This is a genomic window from Sphingomonas leidyi (genome assembly GCF_011761945.1).
In the GTDB taxonomy this organism is placed as follows: Bacteria; Pseudomonadota; Alphaproteobacteria; order Sphingomonadales; family Sphingomonadaceae; genus Sphingomonas; species Sphingomonas leidyi.
Genome location: NZ_JAASQV010000004.1, coordinates 80,847 through 107,350 on the forward strand (window position 1 = coordinate 80,847; position 26,504 = coordinate 107,350).

At 65.6% G+C, this 26,504-nt stretch carries 12 protein-coding genes and 1 tRNA gene; 7 read left to right on the forward strand and 6 right to left on the reverse strand.

What is annotated here, in order from left to right:
- Window positions 1–16 precede the first annotated feature (16 nt).
- A complete protein-coding gene (locus FHR20_RS17920) occupies window positions 17–3,034 on the forward strand; it encodes a TonB-dependent receptor plug domain-containing protein (RefSeq protein WP_243857605.1) in 3,018 nt (1,005 codons plus the stop codon).
- Window positions 3,035–3,698: 664 nt separating this feature from the next.
- Here FHR20_RS17920 and FHR20_RS17925 read toward each other — a convergent pair.
- Both FHR20_RS17925 and FHR20_RS17930 read right to left on the reverse strand, forming a co-directional pair.
- Complete coding sequence (locus FHR20_RS17925; RefSeq protein WP_167300989.1) at window positions 3,699–4,142, reverse strand: hypothetical protein; 444 nt, start codon at window positions 4,140–4,142, stop codon at window positions 3,699–3,701.
- Between the two features lie 13 nt (window positions 4,143–4,155).
- Window positions 4,156–15,030 (reverse strand): RHS repeat protein, encoded by a 10,875-nt coding sequence (locus FHR20_RS17930; protein ID WP_167300990.1) that lies wholly within the window; start codon window positions 15,028–15,030, stop codon window positions 4,156–4,158.
- Between the two features lie 193 nt (window positions 15,031–15,223).
- Between FHR20_RS17930 and FHR20_RS17935 the strand changes: the two genes are divergently transcribed.
- The 4 genes from FHR20_RS17935 (at window position 15,224) to FHR20_RS17950 (ending at window position 21,573) form a co-directional block, all read left to right on the forward strand.
- A complete protein-coding gene (locus tag FHR20_RS17935) occupies window positions 15,224–16,423 on the forward strand; it encodes a TetR family transcriptional regulator (RefSeq protein WP_167300991.1) in 1,200 nt (399 codons plus the stop codon).
- 60 nt (window positions 16,424–16,483) lie between these two features.
- Entirely contained in the window at window positions 16,484–17,797 is a 1,314-nt protein-coding gene (locus FHR20_RS17940; RefSeq protein WP_167300992.1) for an MFS transporter, read from the forward strand.
- Between the two features lie 75 nt (window positions 17,798–17,872).
- Entirely contained in the window at window positions 17,873–20,278 is a 2,406-nt protein-coding gene (locus tag FHR20_RS17945) for a TonB-dependent receptor (protein WP_243857611.1), read from the forward strand.
- Window positions 20,279–20,349: 71 nt separating this feature from the next.
- On the forward strand, window positions 20,350–21,573 hold the full coding sequence (locus tag FHR20_RS17950) for a Ca2+-dependent phosphoinositide-specific phospholipase C (protein WP_167300993.1): 1,224 nt from the start codon (window positions 20,350–20,352) through the stop codon (window positions 21,571–21,573).
- Window positions 21,574–21,772: 199 nt separating this feature from the next.
- On the opposite strand, the gene FHR20_RS17955 is transcribed toward FHR20_RS17950, so the two are convergent.
- Together FHR20_RS17955 and FHR20_RS17960 are read right to left on the reverse strand one after the other, a co-directional pair.
- Window positions 21,773–21,847 (reverse strand) — tRNA-Gln (locus FHR20_RS17955).
- 23 nt (window positions 21,848–21,870) lie between these two features.
- Window positions 21,871–22,968 (reverse strand): branched-chain amino acid aminotransferase, encoded by a 1,098-nt coding sequence (locus tag FHR20_RS17960; protein ID WP_167300994.1) that lies wholly within the window; start codon window positions 22,966–22,968, stop codon window positions 21,871–21,873.
- A 67-nt stretch (window positions 22,969–23,035) separates the two neighbouring features.
- Between FHR20_RS17960 and FHR20_RS17965 the strand changes: the two genes are divergently transcribed.
- Together FHR20_RS17965 and FHR20_RS17970 are read left to right on the forward strand one after the other, a co-directional pair.
- On the forward strand, window positions 23,036–23,521 hold the full coding sequence (locus FHR20_RS17965; protein ID WP_167300995.1) for a MarR family transcriptional regulator: 486 nt from the start codon (window positions 23,036–23,038) through the stop codon (window positions 23,519–23,521).
- Between the two features lie 185 nt (window positions 23,522–23,706).
- Window positions 23,707–24,657 (forward strand): bifunctional helix-turn-helix transcriptional regulator/GNAT family N-acetyltransferase, encoded by a 951-nt coding sequence (locus FHR20_RS17970; RefSeq protein WP_167300996.1) that lies wholly within the window; start codon window positions 23,707–23,709, stop codon window positions 24,655–24,657.
- 418 nt (window positions 24,658–25,075) lie between these two features.
- Here the strand turns inward: FHR20_RS17970 and FHR20_RS17975 are convergent, their stop codons facing one another.
- Window positions 25,076–25,684: a hemerythrin domain-containing protein gene (locus FHR20_RS17975; RefSeq protein WP_167300997.1), complete on the reverse strand. Its 609-nt coding sequence runs from the start codon at window positions 25,682–25,684 to the stop codon at window positions 25,076–25,078.
- Between the two features lie 62 nt (window positions 25,685–25,746).
- Window positions 25,747–26,493 (reverse strand): pyrroline-5-carboxylate reductase family protein, encoded by a 747-nt coding sequence (locus tag FHR20_RS17980; RefSeq protein ID WP_167301182.1) that lies wholly within the window; start codon window positions 26,491–26,493, stop codon window positions 25,747–25,749.
- Between the last annotated feature and the right edge of the window lie 11 nt (window positions 26,494–26,504).

Consider the following 26,504-nt stretch of genomic DNA (forward strand, 5'->3'; position numbering starts at 1 on the left):
CAAAAGGGGGGAAGTAATGAAGAAATTCAATGCATTGTTGCTAAGTTCGACGTGTTTCGCGGTGTTGCTCGCCGCGCCCGCGATGGCGCAGGACGCCGTGCCGGAAACTGGCAGGGACTCCACCACCAGCTCCGGGGACGAGGGCTCCCTCGTCGTCACCGGCACCCGCATCGTCCGCCCGAACAACCGTTCGGCCGCGCCGATCACCACCACCACCTCCGCCGAGATCGCCGCACAGGGCGCGACGACGATCGAAGAGGTGCTCAACCGCCTGCCGCAGGTGCAGGTCAACTCCGAACAGAATTTCAGCGACTCCGAAGGCCGCCAGCGGATCAAGCTGCGCAGCCTGGGCTATGAGCGCACGTTGATGCTGGTCGACGGGATGCGCATCGGCCTGCCCAACACGGTCGATGTGGGCATCATCCCGAACGCGCTGGTCGAGCGAGTCGACGTGCTGACCGGCGGCGCTTCCGCAGTCTATGGCTCGGACGCGGTCGCGGGCGTCGTCAACTTCATCCTGAAGAAGAACTTCAGCGGCATCCGCGTCGACGGCAATTACAGCTTCTTCAACCACAACAACCGTTCCAGCGCGGTGACCGACGCCGCGCGGCGGGCCGGGTTCGATTCGGCCAGCGGCATGAGCAATGACGGCGCCCGCGCCGATGTCAGCCTCGCCGCCGGCACCAACCTGTTCAACGACCGCGTCAATGTCTCGGCCTTCGTCAACTATCGCCAGTCGAGCCTCGTTCGCCTGCGCGACCGCGCGAACGCCGTCTGCGAAGTGGTGACGACGAGCAACACCTCGCCGCTCTCCTGCTCGCGGGCGAGCTACACGCCGGCCGGCACGATCATCCCGCGCGCCGGCGCCAGCGCCGGGACGGTGCTCGTCAACAACCCGAACGGCAACGGCACCTTCATCCCGATCAACAGCGGCCCCGCAGGCGCCTCGGCCAATCCCTATGACGACTGGGCGTTCCAGCGGCCGTTCAACCGCGTCAACGCCGGCGGCTTCCTGACCGCGCAGATCAACGACCATGTCGAGCTGTACAGCAACGTGCTGTGGTATCGGGACAAGTCGTACAACACCCAGCTGAACCGCACCTATTCGTACAGCGTCTATGGCAGCACGCCCTATCAGGTGAATTGCGACAACCCGTTCCTCTCGGCGTCGCAGGCGCAGACGCTGTGCGGTGCGAACGCGGGCGTGGCGGGCCAGTATGCGCCGCTCGACGTGCGCTATCGCTTCGACGGGATGCCGCTGGTCCGCCAGCAATTCACCAACACCGGCTATCGCGTCGTCGCGGGCCTGCGCGGCCGGGTGCTCGACGATGTCTGGTCCTATGACGTCGCGGGCATGCTCTCGCGCGCACAGCTCGACACCATCGACGTGCCGTTCGCGAAGTTCGACAGCGTCAACCGCTCGCTCGACGTGGTGAACGTCAACGGCCGCCCGACCTGCCGCTCGGTGGTCAACGGCACCGACGGGAACTGCGTGCCGTTCAACGCCTTCGCGCCGTTCAACAACGATGCCGCGCTCAACAACTATCTCTATGGCAACGCCTCTGGCGGCATCAGCACGCGCATTCCACGCCTGTTGCAGTTCGTCGGCACCATCAGCGGCGATCTCGGCAAATACGGCATTGCCTCGCCCCTCGCCGAACAGGGCATCGCGATCGCGCTGGGCGGCGAATATCGCGAGGAGATGGAACGCACCGTCGTCAACGCGATCTACCAGCAGAACAATGGCGGCACGAACCAGCGCGTCACCCAGAACATCCTGGAGGCCTTTGGCGAAATCCAGGCACCGCTGGTCGAGAACCGGCCCTGGACCAAGCTGCTCCAGCTGAACGCCGGCTACCGCCTGTCCAAATATAACCGCCTGGACAGCAAGTTCGGCACCTGGAAGATCGAGGGCATCTGGTCGCCGGTCGCGGACATCAGCTTCCGTGCGTCGCTCAACAAGGCACAGGCGGCCCCGGGCGTCGGCACCGCCGCCAGCGCGTCCAACATCTTCTGGAACCAGGGCTTCTACGCGGATCCCTGCGCCCCCCGGATCGATCCGGCCAACCCCAGCGCACCGCGCATCGCCCCGGTCGCCACGCAGCAGCAATGCGCCAACACCGGCCTGCCGGCGAATCTCTATGGCAGCACCACGCTGATCTGCCCGGACGATCGCTGCACCGTCCGCGAAGGCGGCTTCGACCTCAAGCCGGAAACCGCCTATACCAAGACGTTCGGCGTGGTCCTCCGCCCGCGCTTCGTGCCGGGGCTGACCGTCTCGGTCGATCGCTGGCTGATCGATCTGAAGGATCAGCTCGACTTCCTCCAGCCGCAGAACCTGATCAACGACTGCCTCAGCACCGGCAACGACTATTTCTGCCGCGCCATCGTCCGCAATGCGAACGGCACGCTGTACAGCTCGCCGGCGACGCGTCCGGCCACGGGCTGGGTCGCGCGCGGTTCGGCGAACGGCTATCGCTCGCAGTCGCATGGCTGGGACTTCCAGGGCCAGTATGACGTCGGCATGGGTTCGGTCGGCCGCCTCGAGATGAGCTTCAACGGCACGCTGATGACGCGGGTCGCCTCGCAGGCATCGCCCACCGCCACGTCGCGCAATTGCGTGGGCTATTGGGGCAATTCGTGCGGCGAGAGCATGCCCAAATGGGCGCACCAGATGCGCACCACCTGGATCCTGCCGGAGCGCATCGCCAGCGTCTCGCTGAACTGGCGCCATCGCTCGGCCATGCCGCTCGACGTCTATGCGCCGGCCAGCACCGGCATCCCGACGGCGGATCCCAGCCAGCGGCGGGACCAGTTCCCGGGCATCAAGGCCTATGACTGGTTCGACCTGGCGCTTAGCTTCGACGTCAACAAGCAGATGACGTTCCGGCTTGCCGCGAACAACATCTTCGACCGCGACCCGCCGATCGTGCCGGACAGCCGTTCGCGCATCGGCCTGCTGCGCGGCAACACGATCATGGGCTATGACCTGCTCGGCCGACAGATCGTCGCCGGTGTCTCGCTACGCCTGTAATCCTGGGGTTGCCCCTCCCCCGGAGACTGAGTCTCCGGGGGATCCGGGCGTTGGGGCGAGGGCGGCGATCCCCGCCGCGCCGGCCGCTAACAGCGGCAACGCTTTCAAGGGGGCGCGAGGGTCAATCTATATGCCCCTGCGCTTGCCTTGCGATTGGTGAAATGGCTCATCAGCCGGTCCTGCCGCGTGGCCTGTGTCTCGCTCGTCACTTGGCCCTCGGCATTGTACACGATCGCGCTGCGGCTGGCGGCTGCACACTGCCGTCGCCCCGTCATTCTCATAGTCGCTTTGGCCGATTAGGCGCCCCTGCAGGTCTATGGTCGAAGGCCGCCCGCTTTACTGCCACTCCGAACGTCCCGTTCGGCGTCACCGTCGCCCCGCCATTGGCGCTGGCCTGCTCGACGACACCCAGGCCTGCACCAACTGCCCATCGGCATTGCAGCTAGCCAGCCCGCAATCCCTCAGGCTCCCGATGCACCCGCTCGTCTCTAACTCGCGCGGCCGACGCCTGCCGATACCCCATCACCGAGAAGTTCTGGGTGAAGGTTCACCGACGATCGCTCAGGTGCAGCTCCCCTGGATCCGCCGGCCGGCATTGTCGCATTCGTAACCGATATGGAACGGCGGCGCCGAAATCTCACAACACCAATCGGCGCTCATTTATTCATTGCATCCGTAATATGTTGGAAAATACTTCCGGTGTACCAAATGCCCTGGACGCATGATAATATAGACAAAACGAGCCAGAATTACGCCACTCTTTAAAATTATCTTTGAGTAAAAATTTCATCATATATGTGTTTGATTTATAATATTTCGCAGTTTCTTGCTTGGGATATTCATTAGCAGTATCAGCTATAGATGCGAAGTTTACTTCGCCAATATTCTCTCGCTCATAAGAGCATTTTTTTGTAGCGAAGATAAACCCAGGCTGACTACTGTTTACTATTCTTGCACCAGCACGATCTACGTACAGATACAGCACACGAACCTCGCGCCCATGAAATATTTCATTTTTTATTGAATAATCCTTATGAACTAAGACGTATTCTTTATAGGAGCAGGCGGAACATGATAAAAAAGCCATAATGGAAATTATGATTCTCACGATAAAACTCCCACTACTTATAAAGCTTAATCATGTATCCCTTGGCGTACGCCTCAAACATCTGAACAAAACCAGCATGATCCCACTTAGAAGTCTCGTAGAAATAGGGGGCGGAAACGGCCTGAACTTCTCGCCTCATCGGCTTACCGAGGTTCTTAATAAAATCGTTCCGCCCGTTCGAGCCCCATTGGGTGGTCCAATCGTCCGACGTTGTCGATCGGACGTCAACCCATCGCGCAGAAGTCGACTTCACGGTTTGCGCTTGTGTGACAGAATGTCGAGAGATCCATCCCGATCCGTCGACCGGATCGACCGTAACTAGATAGTCTATGCGAAGATTTCTTGAGGCAGCATACAAACCACCCTCGAAGACTGCATTGCCACCATAGCTATGCCCGATCAAGGTTGTTGGCAGACTCAGGGCGCGCGTTACTTCAATATAGTTACGTATCCTACCGGTTTGGGGCCAACCTGCAAAATTGGCATCCTTGGAAAGACCCTTGGTAACCGGATATAGTGCCGCATAATCTCGCACTGTGGTGGTGAGCCCGGTGCCTTCCTCTCCGCCGCCGCCCACGAAAAGCGGGTTGTAGGGATCAAGGTTGGACGCCTTGGCCAGAATGAGAGCCAATGCCGGGGAGAGGGTGGCCCCGGGGGCGAGGTTCGCGATCATACGCTCAATGGTCGCGACGGTTCTGGATTCCGTGAGTCCTTGGATAATCGACGGAACATTGGTCATGTTGTGTCTCGACGCAAGGCCCTGCCCCTGCACTGAGGCATCCCAAAAGAGCGGATCGTCAATCCCCGGCCGATACACCGCGTCGCTGAATATCCCAACCTCGTCCGATATCTGAATGCCCAACGCGCCTTCGTTGCCTGTCTGATAAGTAACCGCCAGCCCAGGTGCAACAACCGGGGCCGGCGTCGAGTTATAGATTTCTTCAGGCAGCAGATTTTCAGGCCTATCATAGGTTGTCCGCTTGCCCATGCCGGCCGCGCGATCAGCCAATGCTCCCCCAATCGTTTGCCCGATGATATCGGGCAGGGCGGCAAGGATATTATCGCCGAAGTCGGTTCCGTCGATCAGGCTGCGGGATGCCGCGTTGGCGAGGCCGCCAGCGGCATTTCTGAGCATCTTGCCCGCAAAGCCTTGCGTCTTGATGGAGCCGACTGCTGCCGCGCCCAGGCCTGCCGCAGCGATGCCGGCAAAGTCGAATTTCGACTGCAGCCGGGTGGCAACGCCGATACCCTGGGTAACGACGTTGGACAGCACCCCGCGCGCCGCCGCGCCGGCAATCCCGCCGCCCGTCAGGAAGCCTCCGACCGGACCGAGTTGCGCGCGGATCGCGTCCTGAACCACCTGACCAGTGAGGGTTACCCCGCTCCTTTCAAGCGTATCGACTGCCAGCCCGGCACTGTTGCCCAATCCCTGGAAATAGCCACCGACCGCGCCGCTGACCCCCGCGAGCGCCACGCCCTTCCAGTTGAACTTGTCCTGCATGCCGGTTGCCACGCCAAAGCCTTGGCTTGCCGCGGAACCCACCGCGCCGCCAATGGCCCCACCGCCAACCCATGCCGCCATCGAGACATTGGCAACGGCAGCGCCGCCAGTCATGGCGCCAAGTACCGCACTAAAGGACTGGCCCGAAACAAGTGCAGTCGCACCGGCGGTGACGAGTGTCGTCACGGCCACGGCTATCGCCGCCACCAATATCGCCCCGAGCGCGCCGCAGCTGTTCCGCTTGGGCGGCGCCGGGGTGTTGGGGGAGGTGTTGCCGATGGCCTCGGCGGGGTCGTAGGGCCGGAAGGTGGTGGCATCGTGATGGCTGCCGACCACGCCGCCGGGGACGGTGAGCGTGGTGCCGGCGGGCACCGCGCCGCCCGCGCCGAAGCCGGGATTGGCCTCGGCGAGGCGGTACCACAGGTTGGAATCGCCCCAGAGCTGGGCCGCGATCGACTGCAGGGTCTCGCCCGCACTCGCCGAATAGCTCGAGGCGCCGCCCACCGTGCCGCCGTTCAGCGCCGTGAAATTGGCGTCGAAATCGGCGAAGATGGTGGCGTTGGTCGCGCCGTTCCGGAACGTGCCGTTGCCGGGCGCTGCCGTGCGCGCGGCGATCGCGGCGGCATAGTCGACATTGGCAGTGCCGTCGTTGCTCACCACGCCCATCTGGCGCCCGCCGAACATATAGGTGCGCGTAAGCGGCTCGTTGTTCCCCCAGATGAGGTCGGTCTCGCCGCGCAGGATCACCTGGCCCTGCAGGTCGGTCCGATACAGGATCGCGCGGGGTCGCGAACCGCCGTTGATGGCGACCCCGGTCAGCGCCCCGTCGCGGTCATAGCTGTAGCTCGAGCTGCTCGTGCCGTCGCGGTTGGTCAGTTGCACCAGCGTCTGCTGCGCGCCGTCGCGCCATGCATAGGACTGGCTGGTATAGCTGTCGGCGTAATCGAGATCGGCCTGCGAATAGCTGCCTGGGCCGCCATAGACCGGCGTACCGCCATTCTTCCAGTTCTTGGTCTCGCTATAGTAGAGCAGGCTGCCGCTCGCGCTGCCGGCCTGGCCCGACCAGCTGATCGCCGGGCCGGCGGATCCCACGCCGGTGGCGCTGTAATAGTTGACCGTGTGGGTGTAGAGCGTGTCGCTCCCCTGCCTGGTCGAGCTCTTCTCCGCCAATACCAGCCCGCGCGGGTCGTAGACGATGTCGTAGCGGCTGTGCACGCCGACGCCCCAGCCGTCATATTCGGCATAGCTCGAGACCCGGCCCAACAGATCGTAGGACGTCTGCGCGCGCGTCGTCCCACCGATCACGACCGAGCCAAGCTGCCCCACGGCGTCGTAGGCATAGGCCTCCTGCGCGTTCGAACCCGTCTGCGCGGTCGCCCGCTGGCCCGCCGCGTCATAGGTGACGTCCGTGCCGGCGCCTCCGCGCTGGATCGCTCCCGAACCCGCCGCGCCAACGAACACGCCCTTGGTCGTCACCACACGGTTCATGCTGTCATAGCGATACCAGTAGGCCTGGCTCGTCGCCGTGGTCGCGAGAAGGCCGCTCGCCTGCACCGGCAGGTAGCTGGTCGCGATCGAACGGACATTGCCGGCGGCATCATAGGTCCAGCTCTTGTCGACGGCATCGACCCCGGGCGCGTAAACGTCGCGGTAGCGGGTGATCCGGCCCGCCGCGTCATATTCGGCGCGGCCGTCCTGCCACATGCCGGTTCGGACGATGTAGCTTGCGGGAATGAAATCCCAATAGCCCTGCCCTTCCCCCTCGGGCGTGTCGGGAGACTGGCCTGGAGCCAGAACCCAGACATATCGTTCCTCCTTGAACTCCGCGACTTCGCTGACAAGGGTCTCGCGGGTCAGTTGGCCCAGCAGATCATATTCATAGCTCGCGACCTTGCGATTCCAGCTGGTGTTGACGACGGGCACGTCGCCCGAGAGGACCTGCCGGATCTGCCCGGTATTGTAATAGCTGTAGACGAGATTGCGCGCGGGCGCTCCGTCGAGCGTGCTCGTCTCGGCGACGATGCGGGCGGCGCGATCATATTGATAGCCATAGGCCTGGCCGCCCTTGTCGCTGCGCGCGACAACCCGGCCGAAAATGTCGACACGCTGGACCGCCGCATGGATGCCGTAGCTGGCCGAGGCCCGATCAGCGTCGGTGCTGGTCGTCTGAACCCAGCCGCCGAACGTCCCCAGTCCCGAGGTGGCCATGGCGCCGTCCCAGCCATAGCTGGTCGTGGTGGTGTCGCCCCCGAACGCCATTTGCAGCGTGATCCGGCCGAGCGCGTCATATTGGGTGCGCTCGCGGCCGGCATAGCCGACGGCGTTGTTCCACGCACCGATCCGGTTGCCGAGCACGTCATAGGCATAGGATTGCACCAGCGTGCCCGCCGCCGTCGCCGGGCGCGTCACCTGGGTGAGCCGCCCGAGCTTGTCATAGGCCATGCTCGTATGACGGTTGAGGGCGTCCCAGCTGTCGACCTGGTCGCCGAACACGTCATAGCTGTTGGCGACGACGCCGCCATCCGGATGCCATTCCTTGACCACCAGGGCCGCGCCGTCGCCATAGCCGGTGCCGGCAAGCAGCTGGCGCGTCGTCTTCACCCCCGAGCCCGTCTGCACGCTGTTGGCGTCCTGCGTCCCGATCAACCTACCGCCAATGTCGTAGAACATCCGCTCGGTCGGGCGGGTGCTCGATACCGTGCCGTTCTCGGCCGTGACGGAGACGCTCGGCCGCTGGATCTGCGTCACCCGGCCCATGGTGTTGTAGCTGTAGTCGGTCTGCCGGCCATAGGCGTCGGTTTCCCAGGCCAGCTCGCCGAACGCGGTATAGCCCCGCGCCGTCGCGATGTTCTGGGTACCGCCGCCGACCGCGGTCTGGCGCTGGACCTGCACTGCCTGCACCGCCTGGCCACGTGCGTCATAGACGGTCGCGCTCGCGGTGACGGTGCCACCCGCGATCAGGCCGATCGCCGAGGCTTGCGACATGCCCGACAGATCGGTGCTGCCGTTGCTCTCGATGGCGAGCGTCTGCCGGCCTGCCTTGTCATAGGCATGGATCCGCCACACTCCGTCGCCCGCGTTGGACGCGACCAGGCGCCCGGCAGTGTCGTAGCGGAACTGCTCCTGCCACCCGCCATTGGTGCCGCGCGCCGTGATCGCGCCGAACGCATCGTACGCGCTCTGCGTGGAGCTCACTTCGCTCCAGCTGCCGCCCGCGATCGTGTTGATCGCCTGGCGCACGACATTGCCGGCAAGGTCGTACTGGTACGAGATCCCCTCGGTCACCAGCGTGCCGGCGCCGAGCGATCCGCCATTGCCCAGCTCGCGCGTGTAATATTCCCCGACCTTCCGGCCGGCCGCATCGTAATAATAGCTGCGCGTCTGCCCCAGCGCGTCGCTCACCCCGGTCAGCCGGCCCGCCCCGTCATAGAGATTGGTGCTGATCCGGTCGTTGCCCGAGACGTAATAATCGCCCTGCCGCGTCACGGTGAGCTGGCCCAGCCCGTTATACTGGTAGCGGACTGTCGGATTGACGTTTCCCGTCGGGGACGCGAACGTCTGCCGCATCTCCAGGCTCAGTCGCCCGGCATTGTCATAGGCGTAGATCGTCTGGTCGCCCGTCGCCTCGACCTTGCGCACCACCTCGCCCAGCGCATTGTAGACATACTGGATCAGCGACGTGCCGCTCGCGCCCGACAGCTGGCCGTTCGCCGTGTTCAGCGACCAGGCCTCCACGCCGTAGCGCCGTTCCTCGGTCCGCCGGCCCATCTTGTCATAGGCGAACTCGGTGAGCCGGTCGTCGGTCTGGATGTCGGGCGCGGTGTAGCTGCTGCTCGAAACGCCGGTTGCCCGGCTGGCGAAGCGGCGCTCGCCGAGCACATTGCCTTCGGCATCCAACGCCCAGCGCGTCAGATAGCCTTCCTGGTCGACCTGCGCGATCTTGCGGCTGTTGGCGTCGTAATAGGAATAGACGCTCTTGCCGGCACTGTCGGTGGTCCGGACCAGGTCGCCGACGACATTATACTCGTAAGCGGTCTCCAGCGTGACGTCGGTCGCATAGACATAGGCGCTGCCGTTCCAATAGCCCACGCTCTGGTTCGCGACGCTGCTCGTCTTCAGCCGGTCGAGCGCGTCATAGGTGTTGACCGTCTCGCGATACGCCCCGCCGGGATTGCCCGGCGGCGTGCCGCCCGCCATGCCCGGCAGCGCGACCAGCGTCGCCCAGGTTCGGCTCGCGGTCAGGTTGCCCGCCGCATCATAGGCGAAGGTCGACAGCACGCCCTGCGTGCCCGCCGTCCCCGCCGGCGTCACCGTCGCGATCCTGCGGTTCAGGTCGTCATAATAGCTGAGCGTCCGCGCGCCGTTCGCGTCGATCGTCTCGACCAGGTTGCCGCGCGTGTCGTAGCGATAATATTCCCGCGGCGTCGCCATGGCCTGCGACAGCCCCACCGACACCGCCTCGCCCCATTTCGACGTCAGCCGGTTCGCCTTGTCATATTCGAACCAGCTGTCGCGCTGCTCGGCCAGGCCATACGCCTCGATCCGGTGCACCACATTGCCGCGCGCGTCATATTCGTAGCGGTTGCGCGAGAAGGCGGCGGTGACGACATTGCCGCTCCCGTCCAGGATCGCCTGGACCCTTTCCTCCGCCAGCAGCCCGCGGCGGTCATAGCTATAGTCGGTGATCCCGCCCAGCTTGTTCACCAACCGGATCCGGTTGCCGAACGCGTCATAGCCGCTCGTCTCGACCCCGCCCTCGGCATCGGTCGTCGTCACCGCCCGGCCCAGCTTGTCATAGCCGAAGCTCGTCACCGCCGCACCGCGCGTCACCGACGCCACTTCCCCGAACGCCGTGTAGCGCGTCGTCGTCGCATTCCCCAGCGCATCGACCACCGACGTCACCCGACCCGCCTGGTCGTACTCGCTGTACGTGCTGAAACCCCGCGCGTTGATCATCCGCGTCACTTCGCCGAACGCGTTGTATTCGAACACCGTCGGCGAGCCATACGCATTCGCCTGGCGGACCATCCGCCCCGCATGGTCATATTCGAACGACGTCGTATGCGCATTGGGATCGCTGACTGCGATCAGGTCGCCAAGACCATTATACGTATAGGTCGTGATCGCCTGCTCGGCCGTGCCGAACGCCGCATATGCCGCCGCCTTCCGGCCGGCTGCGTCATAGACATAATAGGTCCGGCTATCGTCCTGACTGCCTTCCGACACGATGTCCCAGGCCAGCAAGCCGTTGGCGTGATAGTAATAACGCCGCGTACCGCCCTCGCCATCGGTGGTCAGCGTGATCCGGCCTGCAGCGTCATAGGCATAGCTGCGCGCGGAAACTTCGCCGCTGACGGACGTGGCGAGCGTGTAGATCGACCAGCTGTCGGTCGCCGCGACCGGCGTACCCCAGCGTCCCTCCCAGACCTTCCGTCCCTCGGCGTCATAGATATAGCCCGTCACATAGCCTTCGGCGTCGACGGTGTAGCGCAGCTCGCCGCGCGCGCTGTAATAATAGCGGGTGACGCGGTCGTTCGCGGTGGGGTAGCTGGCGGCCCAGCTGTCCATGTCGCCCTTGCCCGGCAGCGACGCGGTCGGCCGCAGCGTGGCATATTCGACCTTGCGGATGACCTGGCCCCGGATGTCGTAGCCATAGCCCACCACCGCGCCGGTCGCGTCGATCGAATAGGCCAGGCGGCCGGCATTGTCGTAGACCGCCCAGCCCGTGCGGTTGGCGGGATCGCTCGCCAGCGCGGCAACCGCGCTCTTCACGCTCGCATAGCTGTAACTCGAAAGCGTACCGATCGTGCCGGCATAGCGCGTCGTCTGGCGGACCAGACCGGTGGCCGCCGCGCCGCTGCCATAGCCATATTCGGTGACGTGCCCCAGCGCGTCGATGGTGTAGCGCAGCAGATCCTGCCCGTCATGGACATAGCGGGTCGAGCGGTCGTTCGCGCTGGTCCCGGCGCTGTCGATCAGGCTCTGGAGGCTGCCCGATGCCCGCAGCGCCGCGCTCGTGATGTTGGCATAGGCGATCTCCTGCACCTTGCGCCCCGACCCGTCATAGATCGTGCGCGTCAGATAGCCTTCGCCGTCGAGCGCGCCGATCTTGCGGCCGTCCTTGTCGTAGAAGATCCGCGCGACGCTGTCCTTGGCGTGCGCCGCCGGCAGCCAGGCGCTCGGGCCGTTCACCTTGAACGCGTCGAGCTGCCCGCTGCTCAGCTTGTTCGCATAGCCGGTGGTCTTCACCAGCCGGCCCGAGCCGTCATATTCGTACGCCGTGACCGAGCCGTCGCCCTCGATCGCCTCGATCACCCGGCCTTCCTTGTCGTAGACCGTCCAGGTCCACTGGTCGTGGCCATTGGGATTGGGCCGGATCGACGCCATGTCCAGGCTGTTGTTCGGATCGCCCAGCGTCGCCATCGCGCCGGCACCGCCCATGATGCCATTCTCATAGCGCACGGTCCCGATCAGCCGGTTGTTCAGGTCGTACTGATATTCGGTGACGCTGCCATAGGCGTCGATATCGGCGACCTTCCGGCCGGCCTTGTCATAGACATGATAGGATTTGACGCCCGTCGCGTCGGTCATCACCCGCAGCCGGCCGTTCCTGTCATAGGCATAGCTGGCCGTGCCGCCGGCCACTGCCTCGCCGCTCTCGGTGAAGCTGACCAGCTCGCCCGCCTTGTTGTAGGTCGAGGTCTGGACGAACCCGTTCGCCAGCGTGATCACCGTCTGCGTCGCCGCATCGTTGAACACGATGCTCGTCGTCCCCCCGTTCAGGTCGGTGCTCGCCACCACCCGACCCAGCCCGTCATAGGCATAGACCAGGCTATTCTGGCCTGCGACCGTGCTCGTGATCAGGCGGCCGGCCGAGTCGTAGGAGAAGACTTCGTAGGAATAGCCTTCGCCGACATGGGGGCTCCCCGGGGCGTAGGCAGCGGCGTAGCGATAGATGTGCGAGATCGTGCCATTGGCGTGATAGAGATATTCCACGTGCGATGCCGCGGTCGGATCGGCGAGCGCATTCCGCCACGCCACCAGATCGGCCTCGGCCCAGCCGGACTGATCATAGACCTGGCCCGTATAGGCGATATCGTAGATCTTCTGGCCGTAGCCATTGTAGCGATACTCGGTGACATCGCCCTCGGCGCCGATCGTGAAGCGCAGCCGGTTGGCACTGTCATAGACATAGCGCGTGGTGTGTGCGGCGGCGGCGCTGTCCTTGTCCGAGCCGGTGCGCGTCTCGGTCAGCAGCTGGTTCGTGGCGCTGTAGGTCCGCGTGACCACATTCCCCAGCCGGTCCGTCGCCGTCAGCTGGTTGCCGTTCGCGTCATAGGTATAGCTGGTCGTATTCCCCAGCCCGTCGGTCACGCTGGTCAGGTCGCCATTGGCATTGTAGCCGAACTGCACCGTCCGCGCCTGCGCCGTGCCATAGCCGGTGGTGATCTTGGTCAGCTGGTTGGCGCGTTCGGTCGCGATGTCCTGGGTGAGCCTGGGGCCGGCGATGACGAGCGAGCCCCCCACCCGCATGCCGAGCGGGCGATCGACATAGGTGTAGATGCCGCCGGTTTCCGCGCGATCATAGGTCCGGATGATCTCGATGCGGGTCGGCGTGGTGGTGGAGAGCCCGGTGATGTTGAACAGCCCGCCGACCTCCTGGGATATGCTGCCCGGGCCCGATATGATCCGCGCCGAGGCCCAGCTATTGTCCCCCCAAATGGTCACATTGCCGTAGAGGCCAACGGACGTCGCCGTGCTGTCGCCCGAACCCTGCAGCGTGACCGTATAGGTGAAGGTGTCCCCGGCGCGCGTGGCGTTGAGCGACTGGTAGATGGCAGGCCAGGTCGCGTTCGGCTGGATCGTGTATTGATACGCCGCGCTTCCGGCCAGGGTTCCGGCCGACTGGCGCGCCGTGTCGTAATAGCTCCAATTGGCCTGATCCATCAGATAGGGATCGGTTGCGGTGGCGCTGCGCAGGAGCTCCGGATCCGCTGCAATCAGCGACGTGCCGGCCCGGTAGCCGCCGGGATAATCCGCATAGAAATAGGCGCCCACATATTGCACCTGCGTGAAGGTCCGGGTGATCTCGATCCGGGTGCCTTCGGTGGTCGACAAGCCGTCGACTTGCCAGAAGCCACCAGCGAGCTGGACCAGCCTGCCTGGGCCAGAGACAATCCTGGCGGAGGAAGCATCATTGGGTCCCCAAGCATCGATGTTGCCATGGAGGCCAAGCGCCTGACTGGTTGCGGAGCCCGACGCCTGCAGCGTCAGCGCGAAGCTGATCGTTTCTCCCGCCGCAGCGACCAGGCCGGTCGATATGCCGGACCAGCCGCCCTGGGTTTGCACCGTATATCGCGTGGCGGCACGGCCATCGATCGTCGCAGGCTGCCGGTCGACGCCTCCCCAGGCCCAGCCGTCCAGCTGGGGTGCGAAATTGCCATCGGCATATTCGAGACGGGTGACCGTGCCGGTCGGATCGGTGACGTCGGTATAGCCCGCGCCATAATAGAGGCTGGTGGTGCGCGTGTCGCCGGCAGCAACCGTCTGCGCCAGGCTGGTCACCCGGTTGGACCCGTCATAGCCGATGGCAAGCACCGATCCGTCGGTCTGCTCGATCCGCGAGACCAGGGTCGTCGCACCGACATAGCTGTACCAGGTGGAATAGAAACTGCCGCCACCGGCGCTCAGCTGCACCGCCACCTGCGAGAGCCGGCCATAGCTGTCGTAATTATAGACCGTCGCGGTGCCGTCGCCCGAGATGACTTCGCTGATATGGTTGCCGCTCCACACATAGGTGAGCGTCTCGCCATTGGCGGTGGTGAGCGTGGTCAGCTTGTCGCCGGTATAGCCATAGGTCAGGCTGTTGCCGCTGGTGTCGCTCTGCGACGTAATGCGCCAATAGCTGCCATAGGCCGCATAGCTCTCGGTGACCCGGCTGTCCCCGTCCGTCCAGGTCCAGCCCGAGCCATTGTAGCTCAGCCGGTCGAAGCTCCCCGCCCCGTCGGTCGCGACATAGCTCGTGCCGTCCCAGCCATAGCTGATCTCGCTGCCGTCCCCCGAGCGCCGCTTGATCGTGCTCCCCCAGCTGTTCAGCGTCCCCGTCAGCCCGAACACCCGCCGGTCCGTGCTCTGCAGCCAGTTGTCGCCATTGTCGTCGCTCTGGTTGCCCAGGCTGTTATAGGTCCGGCCCACCCCAGCATCCGGACCCCGCCCCACCAGGAACTCGTCCTGACGGTTGATCAGCAGGTTGCCGTTCGCCGCGTTGAGGAACACCTGCTCGCCGCTGCGCCCGAAGCTCGCCGAGCCCAGCAGCCCAGACCCGCCCAGCACGCTCCCCGATCCGCGCTCGAATCCCGTCCCGGCGCCCGTGAAGATCGCAACCATCCGTTCCCCCACACATCAACCCGGACAGCACGACACGCCGCCCCTTCACATCCAAATCGGAGGAATCTCGCGATCGTTTAGCCTCGGCCCCAAAAAATCCCGGGCCGTAGGGATTCCGCGCGCGCCGATCGCGCAACTGCGCCACGCGAATCGTGACCGGAAGATGCGATTGCGATAGATGCGTGCCGTGCCAGTGAATCGATCCGTTCTTCCCGTTGGTATTTCAGTCGCTGCGATCGTCGACCAGGCGCTGGACCTTGTTGCGTCCGGCGGCCTTGCCGAACTGACGCTGCGGCCGCTCGCAACCAGCCTAGGCGTCAGCGTACCGGTGATCTCGACGCGCATGGGCAGCAAGGAGCAGTTGCTCGAAGGCGTGACCCAGGCGGCGCATGCCAGCGATCTGGCGTTCTTCGGGAAATGGCGCGCCCTTGCGGACGCGGTTGGCGCTCCGGATACCGCCGCACGCGCCGCGATGGCGGAACTGGCCCTGCGCGAATGGGTGACCCGGGAGCGGCGCCACGTCGTTCTGCTCATCGAACTGGTCCATGATCGGGCGTTGCGGCCCGATCGGCTGCCCGCGCTCGAGCATTGGCTCGACGATGCCGGCCGGTTCTGGGCCGAACTCATATTCGGGGATGCGGCGCTGGCCGATCTGGCACTCGGCTATGTGCTCGACGAGGCGGGCTTCTCGCTCGGCGCCGACGACAGCCCGAAATATGCGCTGCTGCGCTCCCTGTGCCTCCGGCGCTTTGCCGGCGGCATATTCCCCGGGGCGGATGCCGGGGAGAGCGGAACGATCGCTTCGCTGATCGGCTTGCTCGACGCCGATGTGCCGCCCACGACACAGGAAGGAGATGCGAAGCGCCAGCGGATCGCGGGCAGCGCCGCCGACCTGATCGTCTCGCAAGGCATAGAAAGCGTGACGCACCGTTCGGTCGCGCTGGCCGCAGGCGTGCCCGCTTCCACGGTCGTCTATCATTTCGGGGGGCGCCCGGCATTGGTCGTGGCGGGGCTCCACGCCGTCATCGCCCGCTTCCACAGCCGCCGGAGCGATATTCGCGCCGGGCATGACGGCGGGCAGCCGAACGACACCAGCATCCAGGACCTGGTCAAGGCGACGTCGATGATCGCGCTTGCCAGCGCCCGCGAGCCCAGCCTGTTGCCCTATGCGCTCGACATGCGGCGCCGGCGCGGCGAGAATTGGCGGGCGAGCGATATGGCGCCCATGGGGATCGGCATCGGAGCCGGCTTCGATCGCGCGGCTGCGCAGGTGCTGTCGATCGCCGCCTTCGGCATGGGAATGATCGGCATGGCGCGCAAGATACCCGATCGCACGCACTATATGCGCGCCTTCGCCGCCCTCGAAGCGTGGCGCATGCGATCGCCCCGCTGAGCGCGCGGAGTCATCGAAACGGCATAACCCGCTGATAGGCGCCGTGCCGGAGTGCGCGGGATGGCGGATCGGGAAACACTATCGCGCACGCGCCTCGTCGTGCTGTCGCTGCCCTCGCTGGCCTTTGCCGGCTACGACCTGGCCCGGCGGGTCTTCCTGGCGCCCTATCTCTCCGGCGAGCTCGGGCTCCAGGTGAGCGTCGTCGGCTGGCTGGTGCTGCTCGCCAACTTCGCGCCGATCCCGGCCGAGCTGCTCGCGGGATCGATGGGCGATCACGGATCGAGCCGCTTCGGGCGACGACGACTATGGATGGTCCTGGGTACGGCCCTGGTGCTGATCGGCACCGCCGCCCTGCTCGCGCACGGCGCCGCGCCTTCGATCGCCTCGCTAGCGATCGCATTGGTCGCATCGGTGGTCGGCTGGGCATTGTGCAACGTCACGCATGGCGCCTGGGCGCTGGAAGCGGCGCGCGATGGCCAGGCCCGCGGACGGATATTCGGCACGCGAACCCTGTTCGGCATCGCCGGGGGCATCGGCTTCTCGGCGATCGGCGCGCTGCAGGTCCCCGCCTGGTCCTCGCCCTTCATGGCGATCATGATCTTCGTCGCCTGCGGGGCGCTGGTGCTGCATGCCGCACTCATCGCGCTGGTGTCGGATCGTGCGGCCACGCCGGGCAGGTGGCGGCTCGCCGGCCTGCTCGCCCCGCTGCGATTGCTGTTCGCCAATCGCGACAACCGCCGGCTGGCAGCGCTGTTCGCGCTCAATGGCGCGCATGCGGCGATCACCACGACAGGCTATTTCTACACGGTCAACGATGGCCTGGGGCTGCGCGGCTGGGCCCCGGCCGGGATCCTCGTCCAGACGATCTGTGCCGCCATCGGCATTCTGGCGGCGATGCGCATCGCCGCCAATCTGAGCGCGCGCACATTGCTGCGGCTGACGCTCTGGGCGAATCTGGTTCTGGCGCTCGCCCTGCCGATGCTGCCGGCTGGTTCCCCGGCTGCGCTGATGCTGTGGACCATACCCTTCGGCCTGACCTCCGCGATCGATTTCATGGCCCTGCGGATGCTGCTGGGCGCACGGCTCGATGCCGCGGACGCACCCTCGGGGAAGCGCGCCGCGGCGCATTATGCCGGATTCCACCTGCCCTTCAATCTGTGCGGGGCCGCTGCTTCGGGCCTGTTGTTCACCGGCTATCGCGCCCTGGGGTTCGATCCGCGCGCGATGCCCGCGCCTGAACAGACGTTCGCGCCGGTGCTGCTGGTCCCGAGTCTCGCCGCAGCGCTGATCACCCTGGCTTCACTGCGGGTCCTGGCGAAGGAAGCAAATTCAACGCCCTGCGCGAACCCTGGCGCATCAACTGAACAACTGTAATTCCTCTGTCATGCGAAAACCCTAGGGCGACCCTCGTATCCCGCCGAATCGGTGGTACTTCCAGGGGGATTGCGAATGAAGAACGACCTGCTTCGCGTGCTGATGGCCAGCGCGGCGACGATCGCGTGCGGCTTCGGCATGACTGAACAAGCGTATGCCCAGAACGATAGCGCTGCTCCCGTGCAGACATCGGAGGCGTCCGCGGACACCGGCCTTGCCGACATCGTCGTCACCGCGCAGCGCCGCCAGGAAAAGGCGCAATCGGTGCCGATCTCGATCACCTCGGTCAGCGGCCAGACGCTGGAGGACAGCGGCTTCACCTCGCTCACCGACCTGCAATATGTCGTGCCCGGCGTGCAATATGACCCCACGCAGGGCGCGGCCTTCCAGATCCGCGGCGTCGGCAGCACTTCGTTCGATTTCTCCAACGCCAAGTCGGTCAACGTCGTCGTCGACGACGTCGTGATGGACGCCCAGCGCGACAATGGCCTGATCGGCCTCACCGACATCCAGCGCGTCGATGTGCTGATGGGCCCGCAGGGCACGCTGTTCGGCAAGAATTCCACCTCGGGCGTGATCGCGATCACCACCAACAAGCCGGTGATCGGTCAATTCTCCGGCACTGCCTATGCCGCCTATGGCGAGCGCAACGACCGCAATGCCAACCTGACCCTCAACGTGCCGATCAGCGATCAGGCCGCACTTCGCCTGTCCGCCTTCGCGCTGGGCCAGGATGGCAAGGGCCGCTATGTCGTGCTCGACCGCAATCTGGGCCTGGTCAGCGAATGGGGCGTGCGCGGCAAGCTGCTGTTCCGGCCTGCCCCCGCGCTCGAACTGGTCCTTGCCGGCGAGTACACCCACCATATCGACACCGCCATCCGCGTGCCGGTGGGCGGCCCGGCTGGCTCGACCTATGCGCCCGCCGCCGCGCTCACCGCGGCGCAGATCGCCCTCGGCGTGATCCCGGGGCCGGAGAATGCCGACAGCGCCGATGGCTCGCTGGGCCACAACACCACGACCAACAAGGGCGGCTCGCTCCATGTGAACTACGAGATGGGCCGGCACACGCTGACGTCGATCACTGCCTATCGCGAAACGACGTTCGATAACGACACGCCCGCCGATCTGCTGCCCCGCAACATCTATGCCTTCATCCCGTTCAACTCGGGCCGGCTGAAGACGCACAAGTTCAGCGAGGAGATCCACTTCGCTTCGCCCGCGGGCGGGACGTTCGAATATCTGGTCGGCGCCTTCTACAACAAGCTGAACGCCAGGCAGACCCAGCTGCAATGGGGCACGCTCGGCGCGCCTTTGCTCTCGCCCGCCGGCGTTCCGTCGCCAACGCTCTACGCGTTGACCGGTGCATTCGATCCCATCACCAAGGCGATGCTGGGCAACGCCGTGCTGTTCGACGCCGCCAACGAGACGGCGGCCGCGTTCGGCCAGGTCAAGATCACCCCGGCCCGCCAGTTCAGCGTGACCCTTGGCGGCCGCTACAATTATGACTGGAACCGCCAGACGATCGGCTACATCAATATCGATCCGGTTCCGATCACCGGCTATTCGCCCGTCTTCGTCGCCACCAGCTCCGGACCGACCGAGGCGTTCCGATCGGGATCGAAAAAGGGTGGCCGCTTCACCTATCGCATCGCGCCGCAGTTCACGATCAGCCGCGACGTGATGCTCTATGCGAGCTATGCCACGGGCTACAAGCCGGGCGGCGTCGCCTTTGTCGGCAACCGCTACGATCCCTATAATCCGGAATCCGTGAAGAGCTGGGAAATCGGCCTGAAGAGCGAGTTGTTCGATCGCCGCGTGCGCTTCAACGTAAATGCGTTCGCGTCGAAGTTCACCAATTTCCAGGCGACGATCCTGACTCCGGTGAGCACGGGTGTCGGCGGGTTCATCCTGGCCTCGGCGATCGGCAACGCGCCGGGCCTGCGCTCGCGCGGCATCGAGGCGTCGCTGGCGATCAAGCCCGCGCGCCAGGTCACGCTCGGCGGCTCGGTGACCTACACCGACGCCGTGTTCACCGACTATGTCGCCAGCCCGACCGCCAACTATACCGGCACGCGCCTTACGAACGCGCCGGAATGGCAGGCGAGCGTCACCATGGACTATGCCGACGAGATCGGCGCGGGGCTGAACTTCAAGGCGCATCTCGACTATGGCTATCGCAGCCGCACCCAGACGGTGACGGGCGCGATGCTGGGTGATATCCTTGCCCCGCCGGTCAGCAACCCGGACGGCACCAAGACGCCCAATTCCACGTACTCGCTGATCCCGGGCTACGGCCTGCTCAACGGCCGGATCAGCCTGGCCAAGGTGGATGGCGCGGTCGAGTTCGGCGTCTATGCCCGCAATCTGCTGAACACCTATTATTCCACGGGGTGGCAGATCTACGGCCCGCTCGGCCTGCTCCACTACACCTCGCCGAACGCCTATCGGACGCTCGGCGCCTTCGCCAAGATCAACTTCTGACGCGCCTTCACCCCTCCCGGCCATTCGGCCGGGAGGGATGCGCACGCCCCGATCCACCAAGGACACCCGACATGAAGAAGTTCGCGACCGGCCTCGGCCTGATTGCCGCCTGCGCCGCCGGCGCAATCGCCACCTGCGGCGCCGCCCAGGAAGCGCCCCGCACCGGCGAAGTGCGGCTCAACGAGATCCAGGTGATCGGCACCCACAACAGCTACGCGCAGGGCGTCGACCCGCAGCTGCTGGCGATGGTGGATGCCTTGCTCGGCCCGAAACTGGCCGCCTTCGCCAAGGCCATGCCAGAGAAGATGAAGGCGGACTGGCAGGAATATCACCCCAATTTCACCAGCATGAGCGAGGGGCTGAACTATCGCTACACCACGCTGACGGACCAGCTCGACGCCGGGATGCGCAGCCTCGAGATCGATATCAACAACGATCCCCAGGGTGGCCGCTACGCGCGGCCCGCAGGTCTTGCGGCGCTGCGTGCCAAGGGCGTGAAGGACAGCCAGATGCTGCCCTATGACACCACCGACATGGAAAAGCCGGGCCTCAAGGTGTTCCATGTCGCCGATCTCGACGTGCGCTCCAGCTGCAACCTGTTCACGCGCTGCCTGAAGCAGCTTCGCGCATGGTCGGATGCCCATCCGGACCATGCCCCGATCTTCATCCTGGTCGAGGCGAAGAGCGATGCCCTGCCGATATTCCCCAACGCGACGCCGCCGCTTGCCTTCGATCGCGCCGCGTTCGACGAGATGGACCAGTCGATCTTCCGCGAGATCGGCCGCGACAAGCTGGTGACCCCCGACGATGTCCGCGGGCACCATCCCACCCTCGAAGCCGGCGTGCTGGCCCATAACTGGCCCATGCTCGCCAAGTCGCGCGGCAAGTTCGTCTTCCTGCTGCTGACCGCGATGGATCCCAAGGCGCTGGCCGCCTACCATGCCGGGCGCGAGAATCTGGAGGGTCGCGCGGCGTTCCTGCGTGCCACGCCGGGGCAGAGCTATGCCGCGTTCCTTCTGCTCGACAATGCCGATGTCCGCGCCCGGGAAATCCCCGAACGCGTGAAGCAGGGATATCTCGTCCGCGCCCGCGCCGATATCGAGACCTACGAGGCCAAGGTGGACGACCCGGGTCGCGCCAACCGGGCCTTTGCCAGCGGCGCCCAGATCGTCTCGACCGACTTCTACAAGCCGGGCAACGCCTATGGGACCAATTATGTCGTGCGGCTGCCGGGCGGCGGCGAGGCGCGCTGCAATCCGGTCAACGCACCCAAGGCCTGCCGGCTGCAACGCTGACCGATGATCGAATGAAGAGCGAAGCATCCGCTCCCGAGCGGGAGCGGATGTACGGCACCGGCCCGTGAACGGCCATTGTCGGGGCGCGCGCCTGCCCGGCTGCTCGCGCCGAACCCGGCTCGGCGGCGCGGCGCCCTTGCGAAAGGTGCGGCATGAAGGCCCTTCGCAGCCGGCCGTTGCGCATCGGCATTTGATCAATTGGCTGGGGCGGAAGGATTCGAACCTTCGGTACACGGTACCAAAAACCGTTGCCTTACCACTTGGCTACGCCCCAGCGGGAAGCGCGCTTATAGGGACTTAGGGCAGCCGTTCAACCCAGCCATGCGGGTCCGGCGCGGTTCCGCGCTGAATGCCGCCCAATTCCCCCCTGAGCTTCTCGGTAAGGATGCCCGGTCCGCCGTTTCCGATCATGAACTCATAGCCGCGGCCACGCACCTTGCCGATCGGCGTGAGCACCGCGGCCGTGCCGCAGGCAAAGGCTTCGCGCAGCTTGCCGCTCTGGGCATCGGCCTTCCACTGGTCGATCGAATAGCGCTCCTCGCGCACTTCGATTCCCTGCGACCGTGCCAGGGTGATCAGCGAATCGCGGGTGATGCCGGGCAGGATCGTGCCGCCCAGCGGCGGCGTGACGATCGAGCCGTCGTCCATCACGAACATCACGTTCATGCCGCCCAGCTCCTCGACATAGCGGTTCTCGACCGCATCGAGGAACACCACCTGGTCGCAACCCTGGTCGATCGCTTCCTTCTGCGCGACCAGGCTGGCCGCGTAATTGCCGCCGCACTTGGCCGCACCGGTCCCGCCGGGGGCCGCGCGCGTATAATGTTCCGAGACCCACAGAGTCACCGACGGCGCGCCGCCCTTGAAATAGGCGCCCGCCGGCGAGGCGATCACCATGTAGAGATATTCGCTGGCCGGCTTCACCCCCAGGAACACTTCGCTCGCGAACATGAACGGACGCAGATAGAGCGAGCCGCCCTCGATCTCCGGGATCCATTTCTGGTCGATGCGGACGAGCTCGCGGATCGAGTCCAGGAACAGCGCGTCCGGCAGCGGCGCCATCGCCATCCGCTCGGCGGATTCGCGGAAGCGGCGGGCATTCTCGTCCGCACGGAACAGCGACACGCCGCCATCGGGCAGGCGATAGGCCTTCAGCCCCTCGAAGATCTCCTGCGCATAATGGAGCACCGCGGTCGCCGGATCGACCTGGATCGGGCCGCGCGGCAGGATCTTCGCATCGTGCCAGCCCTTGTCGGCGCTGTACTTGATCACCGCCATGTGATCGGTGAACACCTTGCCGAAACCCGGATTGGCGAGCACCGCCGCACGGTCGCCGTCGCTGACCGGATTGGGATGCGCCTCGAACTCGAAATCCAGGGTGGTGGTGTCTTGCATAGCACTCGCCTTCGACTCTGCCGGACCGGCTTGCAGCGGGTTAGGCGCGGTGGCAGAAAGCGTCAACATGGCTGCCCCAATTCCTGCCTCCCCGCTGTTCCTGCGCGAGCCCGAGATCCGGCGCGGCGTGGAGCTGCTCTACTTCGGCTATGCCCATCTGACGCGTTCGATCGACGCGGGGCTGGCGGCACAGGGCCTGGGCCGCGCGCATCATCGCGCGCTTTATTTCATCGCCCGCAAGCCGGACCTGACGGTGAGCGAGCTGCTGGCGATCCTGGCGATCACGAAGCAGTCGCTCGGCCGGGTGCTGACCGAACTGGCCGATCGCGGCTTCGTCGAGACCCGCACCGGCGATCGCGACCGGCGCCAGCGCCTGTTGCGGCTCACCCCCGCGGGGGCGAAGCTGGAAGGCGAGCTGTTCGATGCGCTGCGCGAGAAGATGGCCAACGCCTATTCGAGTGCCGGACAGGGCGCGGTGGGCGGCTTCTGGGCCGTGCTCGAAGGGCTGGTGCCCGAGGAAGAGCGCCAGCGGGTGGCGGCGCTGGGCCGCTGAACCGCTCGAGCTGCACGAGGCCGCGCGCCGGCCGCGGCCACTTCCTCACCGCCGCCCCGGACCTGCTCGGGGCGCATCCCGCTTGGACAATATCGGTCCTCCATCCAGGACGGCCGGCGCGCGCTTGCAGTCGCCTCATCAATATAGCATGATATATATCTTGCTATATTGATGAGGCCCGAACGATGGCGGACGTGCTCGAAGATCTCGGCGACCTGTTTCTCGGAAGCCGCCTGAAGCGCCTCGCCGAACGCCTGCAGGCGGGCGCGGGGCGCGTCCTGCGCGACGTGGGACTGCCGATCCAGCCGGCGCAGTTCCCGATGCTCGCGGCGATCGATCGCTATGGCCCGCTCACGGTCGGACAAGCAGTGGAGGCGCTGGGCGTCAGCCAACCCGTCGTCACGCGCACGCTTGCGGGACTGGTCGAGATGGGGCTGGTGGAGACGACCCGCGACGAAGCCGATCTTCGCCAGAAGACGATCCGCCTGTCGAGCGCCGGCGAAGCGATGATGGCACGGGCCAAGCCGATGATATGGCCGCGCGTGGATGCGGCCGTGAAACAGCTCTGCGCAGACCTGAACGGGTCGTTCCTCGACCAGGTGGGCCAGATCGAGACGGCGCTCGACCGGCAGTCTCTGGATGCCCGCGTGCGGGACATCCCGCAGGGGCTGAATATCCGGCCCTATTCGGACGATCTCGCCGAGGCTTTCCACCGCATCAATGCCGAATGGGTCCAGGCGATGTTCACCCTGGAGGAGAATGACGTCCAGATCCTCACCCGCCCGCGCGAGTTGATCATCGACCGCGGCGGCGAGATCCTGTTCGTCGAGACGCCCGATTCCGGAGTGGTCGGCACCTGTGCGCTGATCAAGATCGAAGAGGGCGTCTTCGAACTGACCAAGATGGGTGTCAGCGAGGCGGCGCGCGGCCGCAAGGCCGGCGAATTCCTCCTTGCCGCGACGCTCGATCGCGCCCGCGAGATCGGCATGGAGCGCCTCTATCTGCTGACCAACCGCAAATGCGCGGCTGCCATCCATCTCTACGAGAAGCTGGGCTTCGAGCATTCGGGGGAGATCATGCGGCTATATGGCGGCAGGTATGCCCGTTGCGACGTCGCCATGGAATATCGCTGGTAGCGCGGAGCGGCGCTGCCCGTATCGCCACAGTTACGGAGCTTCCCCGCGCCCGCTACCCTGCTGGCTCATCGGCTTGGATTTGCCTCTGTCCGTCACTGCCCAAGGTCCGGGAGCATCTGCTCCCGTCCGAACCCGGATCAGCTTCGCCGCGAACGCGGCGGGCACCTTTGGCATGTGAGATCAAGATATGCCGGACGACAAGTTCGAGCTCGTCGCCTGCGCGCGATGGAAGAATCGCGTCGTCGTGCGAGCGGACGCGCGAAATCGGCCAGGCCCGTACGGCCACCGCAGCACTGTACGATCAATTGGGCTTCGATCCTCCCTGGATCCCGTGCCGTCCGGCACGGCTGTCGGCGGGGGCGCATTTGCCGGCCCTCCTGCGGGCATCCGCCCCGCGAAGCGAGGGACGCCCCCAGCCTCACGCCACCTTGAACCCTTCCCGGTTCATCGCCAGCGTCAGCGCCTTGTTCTTCTCGTCGCTCAGCTGGGCGCGCAGCATCGGGAACAGGCGCAGTTCCTCTTCCTCCATATGCGCCTCGATCTCGGCGCGGAACCGGCGGACCTTGGCGATCCAGTCGGGCGAAGCCGTGGGCATGTTCTCCAGTTCGTAGAGATGCTGCTTCACATAGCCATGCTCCTTGGTGAGCTGATCGGCGGCATCTCTCTGCCCGGCCTCGCGCAGCGCCGGATAGATCACATTCTCCTCCTCCACCGCATGTTTCATCAGCGCATGTTTCAGATGCGCGAGCAGCAGGTTGCGCCGGGTGGAGGAATGCTCGTCCGTGGCCTCGATCTGGCCGAACACCTTGCGCACCGCCTCGTGCTCAGTGGCGAGTGCCTCGTCCCAATTGCCGGCGAGCAGGCTGGGCGCCTGCACCACGGCCTTGCGCCCGAGCAGCGCCAGCATGCCCAGCGCCATGCCGCCAGCGGCGGCGCCGGCGATCACGCCGAGATTGTGGGTGGTGCTCGTCCGCTTCGATCCGGTGAAGCGGCCCTTGCTGTCGCGCGTGGCGGTGGTGGTCGTCATGGCCCTCGACTCCGATGTTACGCCGTCGCCGCAACAACGAAGGGAGGCTATGCGCGTTCCGGTCAGCGCCGGGCGGCGGCGGCCATTTCGGCACTGCGGCGCGCCGATGCGCCGAGCGTGGCGCGCAGCAGTGCCGCGAGCGCGTCGTCCGCGTCGAGCACGTCGAGCCCCTTGCGCGTGGTTCCACCCGGGCTGGCGACCTGCTCCACGAGCGCCGAGGGCGGCAGCTCGGCCTGGGCGGCGAGCAGCCCCGCCCCCTCCACCGTGGCAACGGCGAGCCGCAGCGCCTGCTCTTCGCCGAACCCGATCGACACCCCGCCCGCCGCAAGCGCATCGATGAAGCGATAGACAAAGGCCGGCCCGCAGCCGGCGAGCACGCCGAGCCGGTCCAGCCCCGCCTCGTCGCCCCATTCGACCAGCCCGAGCGGCCGCATCAGCGCGTCGACCGGCGCGCTGCGATCACCGGCCAGGCCGACCACGCCCTTGCCGATCGCGACCGGCAAATTGGGCATCGCGCGGACGATGCCCCCTGCCCGGAACCGGCCCGCAAGCGAAGCCAGCTCGACGCCGGCGAGGATGGAAATGAGCAGTGGCACCCCGGCGATGCGCGCGCCGTGCGCCTCGGCCACCGCATCGATCTGCTGCGGCTTCATGCCGAGCATCACGGCATCGGGCAGCGGACCGTCGGGGAAGGCCCTGCCCTGGCGCACGCCCCGGGGCAGCGCGCGGTCCTGGCGGTTGACGACGAAGACCCGCGCGGGGTCCACCGTTCCCGCATCGATCCAGCGGCGGAGCATCGCACCCGCCATGTTGCCGCAGC

Bases quoted from the DNA above. Each gene is read 5' to 3' on its own strand.
- FHR20_RS17920 (WP_243857605.1), top strand. From the start codon at position 17: ATGAAGAAATTCAATGCATTGTTGCTAAGTTCGACGTGTTTCGCGGTG.
- FHR20_RS17930 (WP_167300990.1), bottom strand. From the start codon at position 15,030: ATGGTTGCGATCTTCACGGGCGCCGGGACGGGATTCGAGCGCGGATCG.
- FHR20_RS17940 (WP_167300992.1), top strand. From the start codon at position 16,484: ATGGCGGATCGGGAAACACTATCGCGCACGCGCCTCGTCGTGCTGTCG.
- FHR20_RS17945 (WP_243857611.1), top strand. From the start codon at position 17,873: ATGAAGAACGACCTGCTTCGCGTGCTGATGGCCAGCGCGGCGACGATC.
- FHR20_RS17950 (WP_167300993.1), top strand. From the start codon at position 20,350: ATGAAGAAGTTCGCGACCGGCCTCGGCCTGATTGCCGCCTGCGCCGCC.
- FHR20_RS17960 (WP_167300994.1), bottom strand. From the start codon at position 22,968: ATGCAAGACACCACCACCCTGGATTTCGAGTTCGAGGCGCATCCCAAT.
- FHR20_RS17965 (WP_167300995.1), top strand. From the start codon at position 23,036: ATGGCTGCCCCAATTCCTGCCTCCCCGCTGTTCCTGCGCGAGCCCGAG.
- FHR20_RS17970 (WP_167300996.1), top strand. From the start codon at position 23,707: ATGGCGGACGTGCTCGAAGATCTCGGCGACCTGTTTCTCGGAAGCCGC.
- FHR20_RS17975 (WP_167300997.1), bottom strand. From the start codon at position 25,684: ATGACGACCACCACCGCCACGCGCGACAGCAAGGGCCGCTTCACCGGA.
- FHR20_RS17980 (WP_167301182.1), bottom strand. From the start codon at position 26,493: ATGGCGGGTGCGATGCTCCGCCGCTGGATCGATGCGGGAACGGTGGAC.